General features: G+C 50.2%; 22 protein-coding genes. 14 read left to right on the forward strand and 8 right to left on the reverse strand.

Annotation, left to right across the window (positions count from 1 at the left end; genetic code table 11):
* Together JJU14_RS14205 and JJU14_RS14210 are read left to right on the forward strand one after the other, a co-directional pair.
* Window positions 1-694: IS4 family transposase (locus JJU14_RS14205; RefSeq protein WP_228614349.1), on the forward strand; the 694-nt coding region annotated here is incomplete at its 5' end.
* A gap of 60 nt (window positions 695-754) precedes the next feature.
* A complete protein-coding gene (locus JJU14_RS14210) occupies window positions 755-1,276 on the forward strand; it encodes a hypothetical protein (RefSeq protein ID WP_228614350.1) in 522 nt (173 codons plus the stop codon).
* Here the strand turns inward: JJU14_RS14210 and JJU14_RS14215 are convergent.
* The 3 genes from JJU14_RS14215 to JJU14_RS16670 all read right to left on the reverse strand — a co-directional run bounded on the left by JJU14_RS14215 (window position 1,221) and on the right by JJU14_RS16670 (window position 4,014).
* A complete protein-coding gene (locus tag JJU14_RS14215) occupies window positions 1,221-2,327 on the reverse strand; it encodes a serine hydrolase domain-containing protein (protein ID WP_228614366.1) in 1,107 nt (368 codons plus the stop codon). The genes JJU14_RS14210 and JJU14_RS14215 overlap by 56 nt on opposite strands.
* Before the next feature lie 35 nt (window positions 2,328-2,362).
* The gene (locus tag JJU14_RS14220) at window positions 2,363-3,556 is read right to left on the reverse strand and encodes a hypothetical protein (RefSeq protein ID WP_228614351.1); all 1,194 of its coding nucleotides are present in this window, start codon (window positions 3,554-3,556) and stop codon (window positions 2,363-2,365) included.
* A gap of 62 nt (window positions 3,557-3,618) precedes the next feature.
* Window positions 3,619-4,014, reverse strand: coding sequence for a prepilin-type N-terminal cleavage/methylation domain-containing protein (locus tag JJU14_RS16670; protein ID WP_300976251.1), 396 nt, complete (start codon window positions 4,012-4,014; stop codon window positions 3,619-3,621).
* Between the two features lie 470 nt (window positions 4,015-4,484).
* Between JJU14_RS16670 and JJU14_RS14230 the strand changes: the two genes are divergently transcribed.
* From JJU14_RS14230 to JJU14_RS14255, 7 genes are all read left to right on the forward strand, one after another.
* Window positions 4,485-4,775, forward strand: a complete 291-nt coding sequence (locus tag JJU14_RS14230) for a nucleotidyltransferase family protein (protein WP_228614352.1) — start codon at window positions 4,485-4,487, stop codon at window positions 4,773-4,775.
* A gap of 80 nt (window positions 4,776-4,855) precedes the next feature.
* A complete protein-coding gene (locus tag JJU14_RS16725) occupies window positions 4,856-4,936 on the forward strand; it encodes a hypothetical protein (RefSeq protein WP_366914908.1) in 81 nt (26 codons plus the stop codon).
* A complete protein-coding gene (locus JJU14_RS16730; RefSeq protein WP_366914907.1) occupies window positions 4,914-5,120 on the forward strand; it encodes a HepT-like ribonuclease domain-containing protein in 207 nt (68 codons plus the stop codon). Before JJU14_RS16725 ends, JJU14_RS16730 begins: the two co-directional genes overlap by 23 nt.
* Before the next feature lie 297 nt (window positions 5,121-5,417).
* Window positions 5,418-5,654, forward strand: a complete 237-nt coding sequence (locus JJU14_RS14240; RefSeq protein ID WP_228614353.1) for a CopG family transcriptional regulator — start codon at window positions 5,418-5,420, stop codon at window positions 5,652-5,654.
* A complete protein-coding gene (locus JJU14_RS14245) occupies window positions 5,647-5,937 on the forward strand; it encodes a type II toxin-antitoxin system RelE/ParE family toxin (RefSeq protein WP_228614354.1) in 291 nt (96 codons plus the stop codon). Before JJU14_RS14240 ends, JJU14_RS14245 begins: the two co-directional genes overlap by 8 nt.
* A 233-nt stretch (window positions 5,938-6,170) precedes the next feature.
* Window positions 6,171-6,626: a putative toxin-antitoxin system toxin component, PIN family gene (locus JJU14_RS14250; protein ID WP_228614355.1), complete on the forward strand. Its 456-nt coding sequence runs from the start codon at window positions 6,171-6,173 to the stop codon at window positions 6,624-6,626.
* Complete coding sequence (locus JJU14_RS14255) at window positions 6,623-6,862, forward strand: YlcI/YnfO family protein (RefSeq protein ID WP_228614356.1); 240 nt, start codon at window positions 6,623-6,625, stop codon at window positions 6,860-6,862. The genes JJU14_RS14250 and JJU14_RS14255 overlap by 4 nt, the downstream gene beginning before the upstream one ends.
* Before the next feature lie 55 nt (window positions 6,863-6,917).
* Here the strand turns inward: JJU14_RS14255 and JJU14_RS14260 are convergent, their stop codons facing one another.
* The 5 genes from JJU14_RS14260 to JJU14_RS14280 form a co-directional block, all read right to left on the reverse strand.
* A complete protein-coding gene (locus JJU14_RS14260; RefSeq protein WP_228614357.1) occupies window positions 6,918-7,340 on the reverse strand; it encodes a DUF86 domain-containing protein in 423 nt (140 codons plus the stop codon).
* Window positions 7,333-7,734, reverse strand: a complete 402-nt coding sequence (locus tag JJU14_RS14265) for a nucleotidyltransferase domain-containing protein (RefSeq protein ID WP_228614358.1) — start codon at window positions 7,732-7,734, stop codon at window positions 7,333-7,335. Before JJU14_RS14265 ends, JJU14_RS14260 begins: the two co-directional genes overlap by 8 nt.
* A gap of 71 nt (window positions 7,735-7,805) precedes the next feature.
* Window positions 7,806-8,468 (reverse strand): cold shock and DUF1294 domain-containing protein, encoded by a 663-nt coding sequence (locus JJU14_RS14270; RefSeq protein WP_228614359.1) that lies wholly within the window; start codon window positions 8,466-8,468, stop codon window positions 7,806-7,808.
* Window positions 8,469-8,582: 114 nt separating this feature from the next.
* Window positions 8,583-9,446 carry a carboxylating nicotinate-nucleotide diphosphorylase gene (gene nadC, locus JJU14_RS14275; protein ID WP_228614367.1) on the reverse strand — a complete coding sequence of 288 codons (864 nt, stop codon included), beginning with the start codon at window positions 9,444-9,446 and terminating at the stop codon, window positions 8,583-8,585.
* An 11-nt stretch (window positions 9,447-9,457) separates the two neighbouring features.
* Window positions 9,458-9,985 carry a TIGR02281 family clan AA aspartic protease gene (locus JJU14_RS14280; RefSeq protein WP_228614360.1) on the reverse strand — a complete coding sequence of 176 codons (528 nt, stop codon included), beginning with the start codon at window positions 9,983-9,985 and terminating at the stop codon, window positions 9,458-9,460.
* 77 nt (window positions 9,986-10,062) lie between these two features.
* On the opposite strand from JJU14_RS14280, the gene ampD reads away from it, so the two are divergent.
* From ampD to JJU14_RS14305, 5 genes are all read left to right on the forward strand, one after another.
* Complete coding sequence (gene ampD / locus JJU14_RS14285; RefSeq protein WP_228614361.1) at window positions 10,063-10,620, forward strand: 1,6-anhydro-N-acetylmuramyl-L-alanine amidase AmpD; 558 nt, start codon at window positions 10,063-10,065, stop codon at window positions 10,618-10,620.
* Window positions 10,617-11,489, forward strand: a complete 873-nt coding sequence (gene ampE, locus JJU14_RS14290) for a regulatory signaling modulator protein AmpE (RefSeq protein WP_228614362.1) — start codon at window positions 10,617-10,619, stop codon at window positions 11,487-11,489. The genes ampD and ampE overlap by 4 nt, the downstream gene beginning before the upstream one ends.
* 264 nt (window positions 11,490-11,753) lie before the next feature.
* Complete coding sequence (pdhR, locus tag JJU14_RS14295; protein ID WP_228614363.1) at window positions 11,754-12,521, forward strand: pyruvate dehydrogenase complex transcriptional repressor PdhR; 768 nt, start codon at window positions 11,754-11,756, stop codon at window positions 12,519-12,521.
* A gap of 45 nt (window positions 12,522-12,566) precedes the next feature.
* On the forward strand, window positions 12,567-15,233 hold the full coding sequence (gene aceE / locus JJU14_RS14300) for a pyruvate dehydrogenase (acetyl-transferring), homodimeric type (RefSeq protein WP_228614364.1): 2,667 nt from the start codon (window positions 12,567-12,569) through the stop codon (window positions 15,231-15,233).
* A gap of 11 nt (window positions 15,234-15,244) precedes the next feature.
* Window positions 15,245-16,211: biotin/lipoyl-containing protein (locus JJU14_RS14305; RefSeq protein WP_228614365.1), on the forward strand; the 967-nt coding region annotated here is incomplete at its 3' end.

The following is a 16,211-nucleotide window of genomic DNA, read 5'->3' on the forward strand; positions in this document are numbered from 1 at the left end:
GTTCCGTCAGGTTAAGGCTCTGGGGTGGTATTTTGTTGGCCGGGTGCGTAAGCCAAACTTCTATTCAACAGACCGTGGTGCGCACTGGCAGTGTATTAGTCAGCTGTTTGTTAGAGCAACTCAGCGCCCTAAGAAATATGAAGCAGACATTGCAAGGTATAACCCCTTTACTTGCACATTGACTCTGTATAAACAAAAAAGCAAAGGACGCCATGTGCACAATGCGGATGGCAGCTTCAAGCGCTCAAAAGCAACCAAAACGCATTCAAGAGGAAATACCGAGCCTTGGCTGCTGGCATCAAATATACCGGCATCAAGAAACCACAGCAGGCAGGTAGTGGCGATTTATCGGCAACGCATGCAGATAGAAGAAAGCTTCAGAGATATGAAAAGTGCCAAGTTTGGTCTGGGATTTGAGCAAAGCTGCAGTACCAAACGTCATCGCATTAGTGTTTTGTTGCTGTTGATCAACTTAGCCTGTTTAGCACTTATATTGCTCGGTGTTGGGATAACCGTAGCCAAGAAGCATTGGCAGTTTCAGGCTAATACCGAGCGGGGAAAACGTGTTTTATCGTTTCATACACTGGGATTACGTGCTATCGCAAAACGCATGAAGCTGACAATAAAGCAATGGCGCGAGGCATTACATCACTGTAAACACTTGCTTGAGACGACATGCTATACCATTGTATGAAAAAGAGAAATTTGTGGGGATCCCTCAGGTTCTGACCCCGATATTTCTGGTTTGCTTTGGATGTATGCCGAAGACTGCTTTAATGTCCGGCATGTTACTTCAGCCTGGCTTGGTGAGTACGTTTTAGGTTATGACGTAACATCGATGGAGTGGCGTCGTTCACTATCCAGAACAGTTATTGAGCTGGCTATCTATGTAGCTATGGCCGCTGTGATGGCGGTCGCATATCTAATAATTTGGCGACAACGTCTATTAAGCAAATGGCAAATGACCTTTTTCACCGGAGGTTATCTGTTTTATGGGATTGCCACTTTTGCGTCAGCATCCAGAAATATTGGCGATTGGTATGCAAAGGTAGGTACTTGGCTTTTTGAACACTTAGCTGCTGCTTATTCTCTACCCTGGCAAGGTAGTGACATTATTCATTATCAGGATCCCCTTGGATTCTGGTGGATGGACTATGTTATTGAAGAGTCTGTGGAGTTACTTGCAGCCAGCTTATTGGCTTCGGCTGGTATCTACTTATTCAGCCATTCCCCTGACGAAGAAACTCACTCACGAATAGCCCAAGTTGGTCATTGAAAGGCAACCAATGATAGGGGCGATAGTTTGCCAGCAACACCAGCACATCTCCTTCCGCTGTGAGCATGGTTAGTGCAGTCACACCTGGCAAGCTGCCATCACGCCAGTAGTGGATGCTTTTATCGCTTACTCTCTGCTGATAAAAAACCAAACCATGGCATTGTCGCCATTCAGTCACGTCACAATTTTTCAGATACTCGTCATTGGAAATTGACAGCTCTGTTGTATACCAGAGTGGTAAGTGTTGCTGTATCAGTTGACTCAGATCGGTTGCTGTACCCATCCAGCCCCCGGACGCAAGCATAGCCTCAGGGTTCAACTGCAATAAGGCGGCCTTATTGTCCGGCGGGTTATAAAAATACCCTACTTCCCGTGAATGGAGTCGACCTACTTCGACGGGCTGAATGCTTGGGAATTGTGCTAATTGCAGGGTTTCCTGAATCAAGGTTTTAAGCGGTTGCTGTGCTTGGTTTGCTATACCCTGGCCCAGTAAACAATACCCTAAGTTCGAATAGGCCATTCTGTCGCCGGGAGAAAAATCCAGCATAGTGCTCTGCAGAGTGCTCATTTCTGTGGGGCACCATGGCTCTGCTTGCATCATTGGGTCCCCTGATAGGGCCCGATCAAAACCAGCTCGATGGGATAGCAAATCTTGTATTGTGATAAGCGATAGTCGCTCATCCAGGAAAGGGCCGGGTGATGCCAGTAAATCTAGTAAGGGGCTAGTAAGTGAAATGTTGTCTTGTTCAAGCAACGAGAAGGTGGTCAAAGCGGTTAGTACTTTGGATAAACTGGCGTAACGAAATGCGTGCTCCAGCCGTACCTGCTTAGGCCATAGTCCCTGAAAATGCCAACCAAAGGCACAATGTTGTGCAGGGCCATTAGCTGGCAGAATGGATACCTGCCCACCAGGTAACCCTAACTGATGCAATTGTTGCAATAAACTTTGGAGTTCTGGCGATACTTCATGACTGCAGTGATGCGCATTAGGAAGCTGCATGGCAAACTGGTAGCGGATAGTGTCGGCATGTTTCACCATGCCAAACACCATTACCAACAAAAGGACTCCTAGTAAAAAGTACGGTCTCATGATTGCGATACTTTATGAGGTAAAAGTAGTTTTCGTATGCGAGCCAGTAGACCCTGTGTAGCAATATGTTTGGCATAGGCCTGATACTCGGGAAATTGCATCAGGTGACGCTCTTCTGTTTTTGCTCTTAGGTAGTAAATGCTACTTACAAAGGTCAAACCTGCCAGATTGCGTAACAGCTCGTAGTGGTTGTTGACGCCATAAAAGGGCACTGTATGCAGCCACCAGTAGATATTTTTGGCTACATAGGCCGGGTGTTTGGTGTATTTGTAGGGGCCAAGGTCGATAAGCTTACGCCAGGTCAGGTTGGAAAAGTACCAGCCAAAACTGGCGGTTGATAACCAATAGGTCAGCCAACTAAGAGTAATGATAAAAGCCCAGAACCAGTAAAGCGGATGGTCCATGTGAAGCCAATCATGCCACAGAAAATCATCGGTTTGCTTGGCAAACCATTGATAGACAATCAGCAAAGGTGGATAACAAATCATGCAGACCAGCCAGCCAGAAAGCGTGGCGTCGGTGCTTTTTACATCGTTATCAAGCAGTTTACTGGCAAACACATAGCCAATGCTGGCGATAATTAAATCAAATGCCAGGCCAAAGAAAAACAGGCCTTTCACCAAAGCCATTGGGTGCAAAGACCAATTGAACAAAACAAGGTGTTCAGCTATATCAAACAAGCCACCAACCATAATGGGAATAAATAGCAATTTGACCAGGCTTTTTAGTAGTAAGGCTTTGTGCTCAGCCAGAAAAAAATGCTTTAGTCGCAACAAACAGAGACCTAAGCGGGCATATTCATCCTCTGGTTCTGCTTGTCGCTTACTGACAAACAACAGGTATTTCGGTAATAGGAGTAAGAGCAATGGGAGTAGCAACAGATATTCAAAGACAAAGCTGGAGAATGGGGCGATACCCAATTGCGCCATCAGATGGCTATAAAGCAGTAGCAGGATTAGAAAACAGCCAACACAGACTGTTTTGGCTTTTATGATTTGCTGACTGGGTGTGCTGATCACTGGTTTTACTGTAAGTTGCTTGCGTACCATTACCAGCAAGGATGGCAGAATGGTCCCTAGGATCAGCAAGCGACTGCTAAGCAGGTGCCCAATCGTATCAACCAGATTGCACCAACTCATCAGTAGCAGTAGCAGGCAGAAATTTGCGAGTAAGGCAGCAGCAGCTTTCATTGTATTCCACAGTAACAAATAAAAGGCGCCATCAAGGCGCCTTTTAGTAAAGTTAGTAGAGATTAACCACCTGTGGCAGGAGGTGTAGCAGCGGCGCCAGCAAGCTCACAAGCACCTGTACCAGCAAAGCAGGTCACATCTTCTTTAATGCCCGCAGTACCACGTTGTTTAGAAACAAAAGTGACAGCGGTGTTTAATGCATAGGCGCCTTTATCCATTGCTGCAACCTGAGGGCTCACATCACATGCATTTGGTTCATAAGTTGGTGGATCTCTATCATCTGCCATATCTGAAACAGCACTTGACATGTAAGAACGAGCCTCAGCCAGGCAAGCACCATTGGCACTACGCTGGGTGTAATCACGATAAGCAGGCAACGCAACAGCAGCCAGAATACCAATGATTGCCACAACAATCATCAATTCAATTAAAGTGAAACCCTGTTGGGTTTTTTGCATAGACTTCATAGTAAAACTCCTGAGTTGTTAACAGCCATTGCAAGGCTACCTCTTATTCTGGGTTAAATTACCAATTGCGCAAGTTGAAATACTGAATTTTTTGGATTTTTTTTTAGAGGATTGATATAAAAGGAAAATACTGGTTTTTTGTTACTAAAATGAGCCCATAAAAATTAGTATTAAAGTATTAGTTGTCGGGCCTGCTTGTTGGGAATACTTGCCCGAAAGGGTTATTTTCGTTGCTGCTAACTGCTTGCATGAGAATCGGGGCCGATTCACTTTTTTCTCAGGGTGTTGCAAGTAACGCCTGCGCAGCGTGCGGATGATGACAAACTGAAGCGGCTACTCAAGTACCAAAAGAATCATGGTATACTTGTAAAAGCTACTGCTTAACTGGTACTGGAATTTGCCGGTATGCACACTGCAATAAGTGATTGCTTGATGCACTGAATGAATACAGTGAGGTGATAATGAGACCATCCATAGCATTGGAGACGCATAGAGCTGAGATTCGCGCCATTATTACTGCTCATAACACTAAAAATGCACGGGTTTTTGGTTCTGTGGTGCGTGGTGATGATACCGACTTGAGCGATCTGGACATTCTGGTTGACCCAACAGCCGACACCACCTTATTCGACATTGGGGCTATTCGGCATGAGTTGCTTCAGTTGTTGCAAGTTCCAGTGGATGTGGTAACCCCTGCCGCTTTACCTGAAGCCTTTCGTGCTGAAGTGCTCTCGGAAGCAATCCCTGTATGAGTGGCAAATAGAGCAGACTTGACGGTTATCTTGGTCATATCACTGAAGCCATTGAGCGAATTGAAAGCTACACCGAGGATATGGATGAACTAAGCTTCCTTGACAGTGAACTTGTTCAGGATGCGGTGATTCGTAATCTTGAAAGCCAGCCGAAATATTGAAAAGCATTTTCCTGAATTTACCCAGGCACATCCCGATCTCCCGCTGGCTTATGCCTACCAAATGAGAAATGCGCTAGCGCATGGTTATTTCAAAATTGACTTTGAAATAGTCTGGAAAACCATCGAACATGATTTGCCCAATTTATATCAACAGATCACCTTATTAAAGCCAAAGAAAAACTGACGCTTTATGAGCCAAACAACGCCAGCTGGATAAAATCAAACACCTGCAGCTAGTAGCGCTGGGGTAGTGCCCGTTGCAAAACCTCACGGCTAAAGTTCAGCTAGTCGTATACCTGCACATGGTTGGTGAGAGCGTTGGATAAAATAAAATTAATGCCGGTGGCCGCGCTATCCATAAACCATCCATGAGACCATCGAGAGCTGCTTTGTACGTGGCCCGGCCTGTAGCGGTATTTACCTGCGGTTACCTTTGGTGTACTTTAGATGCAATTATGCACCAAGTGAAGAGGTGAACCTGATGGCCCGTCAGAGTATTACGTTAAGTCAGCCAAACGATGAATGGTTGCAACAGCAAATAAAAGAAGGCGCTGAGTACAGCAGCAAAAGCGAGTTGATTAATGAGCTTATCCGCAATGCCCGCCGTGCTGCAGCCATTAATAACAGGCTGGCTCAGGCCGAGCAAAGTGGTTTTACCCACCAAAGCGCAGATGAGATATTGCGGGAGTTTAAGCAGGGCTTAGCTAAGAATGCATGAAGTGCGGATGTCTCAACTGGCAAAAGAAGATTTACGACGTATTTATGACTATGGAGTAGAGCACTTTGGTCAGCAGCAGGCCGATAGTTATTTTTACGCGTTTTTTACCATGTTTGATAGCATCGCTGAGAATCCGTTTTTGTATCAATCAGTAGATCATATTCGTCCTGGTTATCACAGATGCACTTGTGGCGCTGACCATATTTATTACCGTATCCAAGGCACCTACATAGAAATTATGGTAATTCTTGGAGCGCAGGATGGTCAGGGCTGGTTGGTTTAACGATCAAAAGGCATTACGCAGACCAATGATTTTTCGCCACTGACCTAGCTCTTCTGCTGTTAGCAAACCAAGCTGACTGAGTTTTTCGAAGCTGCTTTAGGTATCCGCCGGAGTGCTGCCATGCTGTTGCTTCATCCAATGCTTGACAATGCCAATAGCTGCTTCGGACAGCACCTGCAATTGGCGCCCGGCAGCGCCAGCAGTCAGAACTCGCGCTAAAAGTCAGGCAACTTGTGGATTTTTTGGTATCACTTATAATACTAAATATGGATAAAGTTGTCATAGATACCAATGTGCTGGTTGCTGCGCTTCGTTCTCAACATGGCGCATCGCATCAGTTATTGCTGGAATTAACCAGTGACTGGTTCAAACCAGCTGTATCTGTGCCGCTTTTTCTTGAGTATGAGGCCGTGTTAAAACGTCCCGGCCTGATACCAAATTTGGTACCAGCAGACATCGATAATGTTTTGAATTATTTACTGACAAAAGCTCAACTGTGTCAAATTTATTATTTGTGGCGGCCTTGTCTGAAAGATCCGCAAGACGATATGGTGTTAGAGCTTGCAGTGCAGTCGCAAAGCCAATTCATCGTGACTTTTAATGTGCGTGATTTTAAGCGAAGCGCAACTTTTGGCATAAAGCCAATCACGCCGCAACAATTGTTAGAGCGAAAACGGAGGCTAAAATGAGTACGCTTAGTTTACGATTACCAGACTCCTTGCACCAACAGGTTAAGGCTCTGGCAAAAAAAGATGGTGTTTCGATCAATCAGTTTGTGTCCTCTGCCGTGGCAGAAAAAATGACCGCCTTATTGACGGAAGAGTATCTGCAAGCCCGCCAGCAGCAAGGCAATGAACAAGCTTTTCTTGCCAGTATGCACAAGGTAGCTGACACAGAGCCTGCGGATTACGACAAGCTAAAGTAGCCGCTTAAGAACCAAACAATGCCAGCCGAGAATCAGGGCCAGATTCACATTTCTATTAAGGTTCTGAGCGAAGAGCCAGCACCGCCTGCTGGATAAAATCAAACACCTGCAGGTAATGGCGCTGCGTTAACACCTGTTGCAACACCTCACGGCTAAAGTTCAGGTAATCATGCACTAAGGCATTACGCAGACCAATGATTTTTCGCCATTGACCCAGCTCTTCTGCTGTTAGCAAACCAAGCTGACTGAGTTTTTCAAAGCTGCTGTAAGCATCGGCCGGTGCACTGCCTTGCTGCTGTTTCACCCAATGCTTGGCAATGCCAATAGCGGCTTCGGTAAGCACCTGCAATTGGCGCTCGGCAGCGCTTTGCTCGATTTTGGTGAGAGTGCCCTTACTTGCCAGCAGCGAAATTTCATTCAGTAACTGCAGGCATTCGAGGCTGTGTTCAACCAAGTTGTCTAAATACGCATCAAGCATAGTGGGCCTTATGGTAAAGATGATCCAGCTCCCATTTGGACATCAGCCGGCGCTCCAGTTCGAGCCGGGCGAAGTCGTTACGGCAAAACAGCAAGGTGTTGTCCTGGATGACGGTATAAGCCAGTGGTAGTGCCACCTGTTGCATATCAATCACCGACAGCTTTATATCAGGCAGTTGTTGTTGCCAATCCAGCGCTAGCAGCTCCGGAGCCAGTCGTCGCTCCAGAGGATCCGGCTCGTAGTGAGAAAAAAGCACGGCCAAGTCGAAATCGCTCTGTGCAGAGGCTTGGCCCCTGGCGCGGGAACCGTACAGCCAAAGTGCATCCAGCTGATGGTTTGCATTGGCCAGAGCCACCAATTGTTGTTGCACAGTGTCATCGATACGGGATGGCATGGCTTTCTCAGGTCAAGGTTTTCAATAGATTGAGTATACGTGACTTGTTTCTGAAGGGGTAGGGTTGGTGTTTAGCTGCCAAACAAGGCTAACCGACCGATAAATTCCTGGCCGTGCTTACTCAGCAGCCAGGCGATTAGCAAGGCGTTACCCAGCACCACCAACCAAAACTCACGCTGAAAACGGAATTTACTCCGCTTATGCGCCAGCTTCTTTTGTGCAAGCAGGGCGCCGGGCCAGCCACCGATAAAGCTGTATAGTTGCAGGCTTTCTTCCGGCAGGCGCTGCACCTGGCCGCTCACCGCTGCCGCCTTGTCTTGCTGATACAGCCAGTAGGTAAAGAGGCTGGCTTCGATGTACAAAATGGGCAGCACATAGGGCAGGCTACCAAACAATAGGGCGATAATCAGTAGCATCAAAAAGCCACTTCGAAAATACAGCGACACATCTTCGGCATAGTCCAGATTTATGGCCTGGCTGGTTTTGCTGGGCTGGGCTTGCTGTTTATCGGCATCGGTAAATTGCAACCGGGTGGCGATGGGGCGGCCATGTTTATCGGTGCTTAGGGTAAATTGCAGCTCATCGCCAAGTTCGGGGCGAGCGGATTTGGTGACAAAATCACGGATATGAAAAAACAGCTTTTGCTGGCTTTGCTGGCAGATGAGAAATCCGAAGCCTTTCACATCCTGCCAGAACACCACCCGGCCGGTGCGCGGCGTGTCTGATTGCTGCATGGCTTGTGTTCAAGGTTGCTGAGAGTGCCTGTTTGAGTGTAACAGAAGCCGACAGTTCCGTGTCAGTTTTTTGGAGGTAGTCAGCCTGCTGTTGCAGGCTGCTAGCTGTAGCGGTCACTGCTTAATCTGCAACCGCATGGATAAATCAATGGCTTGCACATGCTTGGTTAAAGCACCGGAGGAAATAAAATCCACACCGGTAGCGGCCAGATCGCGCAGCCGTTCGCTGGTGATATTACCGGACACTTCCAGCTTGGCTTGCTGTTGATTGATGGCAACGGCTTGCTGGATATCGGCCAGGCTAAAGTTATCCAGCATAATAATATCGGCACCGGCCGTCAGAGCTTGTTGCAGCTCCGTCAGGTTTTCCACTTCCACTTCCACCGGCTTGCCGGGAAAGTTACTGCGAGCCTGCGCCACGGCTTTGTCGATGCCACCGGCGGCGGCGATGTGGTTCTCTTTGATGAGAAACGCATCGAACAGACCAATGCGGTGGTTTTGGCCACCGCCGCACAGCACAGCGTATTTTTGTGCCAGCCGAAGCCCCGGCAGGGTTTTACGGGTATCGAGCAATTGGGTGTGGCTACCCGCCAATTGCTGCACATACAGATCGGTGGTGGTGGCGGTGCCACTTAAGCATTGCAAAAAATTCAGCGCGCTGCGCTCACCGGTCAACAAACTGCGGGCATTGCCCTGCAAACGGCAGAGCAGCTGGTTTGGGGCAACACTGTCGCCGTCCTGCACTTGCCAGTCCAGTTGCACACTGGGGTCCAGTTGCTGGAAAACCTCATTCACCCAGGCCACACCGCAGATGATAGCGGCTTCCCGACTGATGATGGTGGCACTGGCTTGCTGCTCAGCCGGGATCAGGCTGGCGGTAATATCGCCTTGTTCGACCGGCAAATTGCCTAAATCTTCTGCCAGCGCGGCGGCAACAGAAGCGCGAATATGGTGCTGCAGTTCAGCGGTAATGGTCATTGACATAGGAATCAGCGTTGTATCAGGGTCAGTTGGTTGGCTTGTTGGTTGAATTCTAACTGGTTCAGTGCGCTCATGCCTAATAAAATCTCGGTGCCACTCAGATTGGGCACGATGCTGGCTTCCACCTGCCGCAGCCGAATATCACCCAATTGCAACTCGTCAATCTGGCTGCGCCAAGCATCCGCCACGCCATTGGCGGTCATTACCTGAATGCGCTGGCCCTTGCTCAGGCCCAGTCGTCTGGCGGCCTGTTCCGAAACAGCGACTGTAGTGGCACCGGTATCCAGCATAAAGTCGGCTGGCAGGCCGTTGATCAAGGCAGTGCCGACATAATGGCCGGTGCGGTTACGCATTAAGGTGGTGCGAATTTCGCCCTGCACGCCCTGAATGCTGTGCAGTTGTTGGTTGGGATTGTTCTGGTTGTGCAAATAGCCCTGAAACCACCAGACCAGCAAGCCAAGCAGCAACAGCCAGGCTATCACGGTAAAGCTTTTACCGATATATTCTGTCGATTCAGTTGGTTGCTTCTCTGTCATCTGCTTCTCTTTTTATAGAGCCCATCGCCTACCAGTGCTATGATACGGCCAAACTAGCTTATGCCAACAGGAAAATTATGCTGCAAGCCCCGGTGGATCTTGTACGCCAGTCATCGCATTGCGATCAGCGCCCCGATGGTGAACGCATCAGCTTGCTGGTGATCCATAATATTAGTTTACCGCCAGGCCAGTTTGTTCCTGCCGGGGAGGGAAAACGCCACATCGACGATTTTTTTCTTGGCCAGTTAGATGTATCTGCCCATCCCTTTTTTACTGAGATTGCCCATTTACGGGTTTCGGCGCACTGCGTGATTTGGCGCGATGGCCAGATATGGCAGTACGTGCCGTTTGACCGGCGCGCCTGGCATGCCGGCGTCAGTTGCTTTGCTGACAGGGAGCAGTGCAATGATTTTTCTATTGGTATTGAGTTAGAAGGCACCGATGATTTGCCGTATACTGATGCTCAGTACCAGAGCTTAACGCGCTTAACACTCTGGTTGATGCAACACTACCCGGCCATTACGCCGGAGCGAATTGTCGGGCATCAGCACATAGCGCCAACACGCAAGACGGACCCCGGCCCGGCGTTTGACTGGCAGCGTTACCGGACGGCATTACAGGAGAGCACCCTATGACCTTAGTGAGTATGTTACTGGCCCTGATCATTGAGCGGCTGGCCGCCCGCAGTGAACTGTGGCAGGGCAGTCGTTATGTCAAAAGCTGGTTTTCGCTAACGGCAGACAGCAAGCTGGCTCAGGTAGCCCAGCATCCGATTGGCCAGTATGGCTGGATCCTGTTGCCAGGCCTTCTGGTCTGGTTGTTGCTTTGCCTGATTGACCAATGGCTGGTGACCACTCTGGTCAATGCCTTGTTATTGTTGCTGGCGATTGGTTGCTGGCATTACCGCCAGCTGTATAAGCAGTTTTTAAATGCGCAAGACCGTAACGACGATGAAGCGGCTTTTCTGGCGATGCAGCAAATTCGCCAGCACAGCGGCCTGCAGTTGGATGATGCCAGCTACGGCCAGAGCCTTATTTGGCTGAACTTCCGCTATTATGCCGCGGTGTTATTCTGGTTTTTGCTGCTGGGCGCTTTTGGCATCATTACCTATGTGATTCTGCGTCAGCTGAACCAACCGAGCCACAGCGAAGATCCGCAAATGCTGCAGCTCGAGGCTTTGCTGCAACAAGATCACGAAGGCACCCCGGCGTACCAGCGACTGATGCATATTGCCGATTGGTTCCCGGCACGTTTGTTTGGCATTGGCTTTGCCCTGGTCGGTTATTTCTCGCGTGCCTCCAGTGCGCTGTTGGGTTACTTTCTGGACTTTACCAGCCCGAACGAGCAGGTAGTGATCGATGTGGCCACGGCTGCCGAGCCTATCGATGAAACCATGCTCAATACCGCCGAAGAAACGGCCACCATGGTGCAGCTGGCCAAACGCAATATTCTGTTCTTCCTGGCCTTTACTGCCATCCTGACACTGGCCGGTTGGTTAAGTTAAATTACATCATTGTCAATGCCGGAACAAAGCCGCTCTGTTGTAGCGGCTTTGTTGTATCTACTGTCAGGTTGATCTGGTCATACCAATTTTTCCTGTTCCTGTTTACGCTGCATTGGTTAGAGCCTTAGCTCTAACTTTTTTGCCGGTTTGCATCTGCATACTTCTTCTGCTTTATTTACTTGTTATGCAGAAACTGATACCTTAACCACCATTACGGATAATTGGTCTTACCAATTTACACGGCTTGCACAGCTTAGATGGCGGATGGCGCTTTTGATTATTAAACCAGCCAAATTATCGGATCGCATTGTTGAGCAGTTGGAGCATATGCTGCTGGAAGGCAGTTTCGCGCCTGGCCAGAAGCTGCCGCCAGAGCGTGAGCTGGCGCTGCAGTTTGAGGTGTCGCGGCCGTCGTTGCGCGAAGCGATCCAAAAATTAGAAGCCAAGGGGCTGGTCAAACGGCGTCAGGGCGGTGGTACCTATGTCTGCGATAATCTGGCGGTTGGCTTAACCGACCCTTTGTTTGAACTGATTGCCCGCCATCCGGAATCGCAGTTTGATTTGCTGGAGTTTCGCCACGCCTTAGAAGGCATTTGTGCTTACTATGCTGCGCTGCGCGGTACGGCTGCCGATTTTGCTCAAATAGAGCAGCGCTATCAGAGCATTTGTCAGGCGCAAGCCAATGCGGATTTAGCCGCTGAATCCCGGGCTGTGGGGGCCTTTCACCAGGCGGTGGCAGAAGCCTCGCACAATGTGGTGTTGCTGCATCTGGTGCGTGGCATGACCCCTTTGGTGGAGCAGAATATTCATGCCAACCTGGCGACTATCCAGCAAAAACCAGAAATCAAGGCGCAACTGAACGCCCATCGGGAACACCTGATGGAAGCCATTGTTCAGGGCGAACCGGAAAAAGCACGTCAGGCAAGCCACCGGCACCTGGCCTATATCGAAGAAGCTCTGCTTGAAGTGGGTAAAGAGCGCTCCCGGCTGGAGCGCTCTTTACGCCGTTCGCAACAGGGCGATGCACATTAACACAGCATGCAATGCTGAACTGTGAACAACCAAAGGAATCCCGATATGTCTGAAGTCAGTCAAGTGGACATCGACGCACTCGAAACCAAAGAGTGGCTGCAAGCGCTGGAATCAGTGGTCCGTGAAGAAGGTGTTGAACGTGCCCAGTTCTTACTGGAGCAGGTGCTGGAGCAAGCCCGGTTGGAAGGCGTGGATATGCCGACCGGCGTTACCACCAACTACATCAACACCATTCCACCTCAGGATGAGCCTGCCTACCCGGGCGATGTCAATCTGGAGCGGCGCATTCGTTCGGTGATCCGCTGGAATGCCATTATGATTGTGCTGCGGGCTTCGAAAAAAGACCTGGAGCTGGGCGGCCATATGGCGTCTTTCCAGTCGTCTGCAGCGTTCTACGAAACCTGTTTCAACCACTTTTTCCGTGCGCCGAACGATAAAGATGGCGGCGATTTGGTGTTTTACCAGGGCCATATTTCACCCGGTATTTATGCCCGTGCTTTTGTCGAGGGCCGCTTAACGGCTGAGCAACTGGACAACTTCCGCCAGGAAGTGGGAGGTAAAGGTTTATCCAGCTACCCGCACCCGAAGCTGATGCCGGAATTCTGGCAGTTCCCAACCGTGTCGATGGGCCTTGGTCCTATTGCCGCCATTTACCAGGCCCGTTTCTTAAAGTACTTAAACGGCCGTGGTTTAAAAGATACCAGCCAGCAACGCGTCTATGCCTTTTTAGGCGATGGCGAGATGGACGAGCCGGAATCCCGTGGTGCCATTTCATTTGCTGCCCGTGAAGGCCTTGGCAATCTGTGCTTCCTGGTTAACTGCAACTTGCAGCGGCTGGATGGCCCGGTTATGGGCAATGGCAAAATCATCCAGGAGCTGGAAGGTCTGTTCCGCGGTGCCGGCTGGAACGTGATCAAAGTGGTGTGGGGCAGTGGCTGGGACAAGCTGCTGGCCAAAGACACCACCGGCAAGCTGCTGGAGCTGATGAACGAAACCGTCGATGGCGATTATCAGACCTACAAATCGAAAGATGGTGCTTATGTGCGTAAGCATTTCTTTGGCCGTTACCCGGAAACCGCTGCGCTGGTCGCCGATATGACCGACGAAGAAATCTTTGCCTTAAAGCGCGGTGGCCATGAGCCATCCAAGCTGTATGCGGCCTTTAAAGCAGCGCAGGAGTGCAGCGATAAGCCAACCGTGATTCTGGCAAAAACCGTCAAAGGTTACGGCATGGGTGAAGCAGCCGAGGGTAAGAACATTGCTCACCAGGTGAAGAAAATGGACATGACGCATGTGAAGCAAATTCGCAAGCGTTTGAAGCTGGAAGATTTTATCAGCGAAGATCAGGTCGACGAGCTGCCGTACATCACGCTGGAAGAAGGCACGCCGGAGCACAGCTACCTGCACGAGCGCCGCAAAGCGTTGCATGGTTATACGCCGGTGCGTTTGCCACGCTTTAGCGACGAACTGACTTTGCCAGAGCTCAGTGCGTTCGAGCCGCTGCTGGAAGAGCAAAAACGTGATATCTCTACCACCATGGGCTTTGTACGTGCGCTGAATATCCTGTTAAAAGACAAGCACATCGGTAAGCAGATTGTACCTATTATTGCCGATGAAGCCCGTACCTTTGGTATGGAAGGCTTGTTCCGTCAGATTGGTATTTACAACCCCCGCGGTCAGGGCTATACGCCGGAAGATCGCTCTGTGGTGTCGTACTACAAAGAAGATGTGTCGGGCCAGGTATTGCAGGAAGGCATCAACGAGCTGGGCGCTATGTCGTCCTGGGTGGCGGCGGCGACGTCGTACAGCACCAACGATTTGCCGATGATCCCGTTTTACATCTACTACTCGATGTTTGGTTTCCAGCGGGTGGGCGATATGGCCTGGCTGGCCGGTGATCAGCAGGCGCGTGGTTTCCTGCTGGGTGCCACCGCCGGTCGTACTACGTTAAATGGTGAAGGCCTGCAGCATGAAGATGGCCACAGCCATGTGCTGGCTGGCACCGTACCCAACTGCATTTCCTACGATCCAACCTACGCTTATGAGCTGGCGGTGATTATTCAGGACGGTATTCGCCGCATGTACGGCCCTGCGCAGGAAAATGTCTACTACTACATCACGGTGATGAACGAAAACTACCATCACGGTGCTATGCCAGAAGGTGTGGAAGAGGGCATTCGTCGTGGTATGTACAAACTGGAAAGCCTGACCGGCGATAAAGCTCAGGTACAGCTGCTGGGTTCCGGTACCATCCTGAATGAAGTGCGCAAGGCAGCACAAATCTTAAGTGAAGAGTACAGCATTGGCTCCAATGTCTACTCTGTGACCTCGTTCAACGAGCTGGCACGGGACGGTCAGGATTGCGAGCGCTTTAATATGCTCCACCCGGAAGCTGAGGAAAAAGTGCCTTACATCACCACTGTGCTGAACAGCGCTCCGGCCATTGCCGCGACTGATTACATGAAGAGCTACGCTGAGCAGGTACGGGCTTTTGTGCCGGCCGATTCGTACAAGGTGCTGGGTACCGATGGCTTTGGTCGCTCCGACAGCCGCGAAAACCTGCGTCGTCACTTTGAAGTAAACGCTGGCTACATTGTGGTGGCTGCGCTGAACGAACTGGCGAAAAAAGGCACGCTGAAGAAGTCGGTGGTGGCCGAGGCCATCAAGAAATTCGACATCGACAGCGATAAAATCAACCCACTGTACGCATAAGAGGACGACAAATGAGCATTGAAATTCATGTGCCGGACATTGGCGCCGATGAGGTGGAAATCACCGAAATTCTGGTCAGCGTCGGCGATACAGTGGAGCCGGAGCAATCCTTAATCACGGTGGAGGGCGACAAAGCCTCAATGGAAGTACCGGCCAGCGAAGGCGGCGTGGTCAAAGCCATTAAGGTCAGCACCGGCGATAAAGTCAAAACCGGCAGCTTAATTATGCTGTTTGAAGCGGCAGATGGCGACAAAGCCGAGGCTGCTGCTGAGACTGATGCGAAGGATAGCGCGGACGAAGCCGCAGCCGATGAGCCAGCAGGTAGCGAAGACGCAGCAGGCACGGAAGACAAAGAGGTAGAAGTACCGGATATCGGTGGCGATGAAGTCGAAGTGACCGAGATCATGGTCAGCGTAGGCGACAGTGTCGAGGCCGAGCAATCCCTGCTGACTGTTGAAGGCGACAAAGCCTCGATGGAAGTACCGGCGCCATTTGCCGGTACCGTCAAAGCCATTAAGGTAGCTACCGGCGATAAAGTAAAAACCGGCAGTATGATTATGGTGTTTGAGGTCGCGGCTGCTGGCAGCAGCAAAACCAGCAAGCCGGCCCCAAGCGAGAAAAAGGCTGAGAGCAAAGCCGACAGTAAAGCAGATGCCAAAACCGAATCAGCAGCCAAAGCCGATAACAAGCCAGCCGCCAGTGAAAACAAAGCTGCCGGCAAGGATGAGTTTGTTGAAAACGACGCCTATGCCCATGCCTCACCAGTAGTACGGCGCCTAGCGCGTGAGTTTGGTGTGAATTTGGCCAAAGTCAAAGGCACCGGCCGCAAGAATCGGGTGCTGCGCGAAGATGTGCAAAATTACGTCAAAGACCTGGTGAAGCAGGTGGAATCCGGCAAAGTGAGCTCCGGCTCTGGCATGGATGTGCTGGCCTGGCCAAAAGTGGATTTCGCCCGTTTCGGTGAGGTGGAAGAAAAGC

The organism is Alkalimonas sp. (assembly GCF_020831925.1).
Classification (GTDB): domain Bacteria; phylum Pseudomonadota; class Gammaproteobacteria; order Enterobacterales; family Alteromonadaceae; genus Alkalimonas.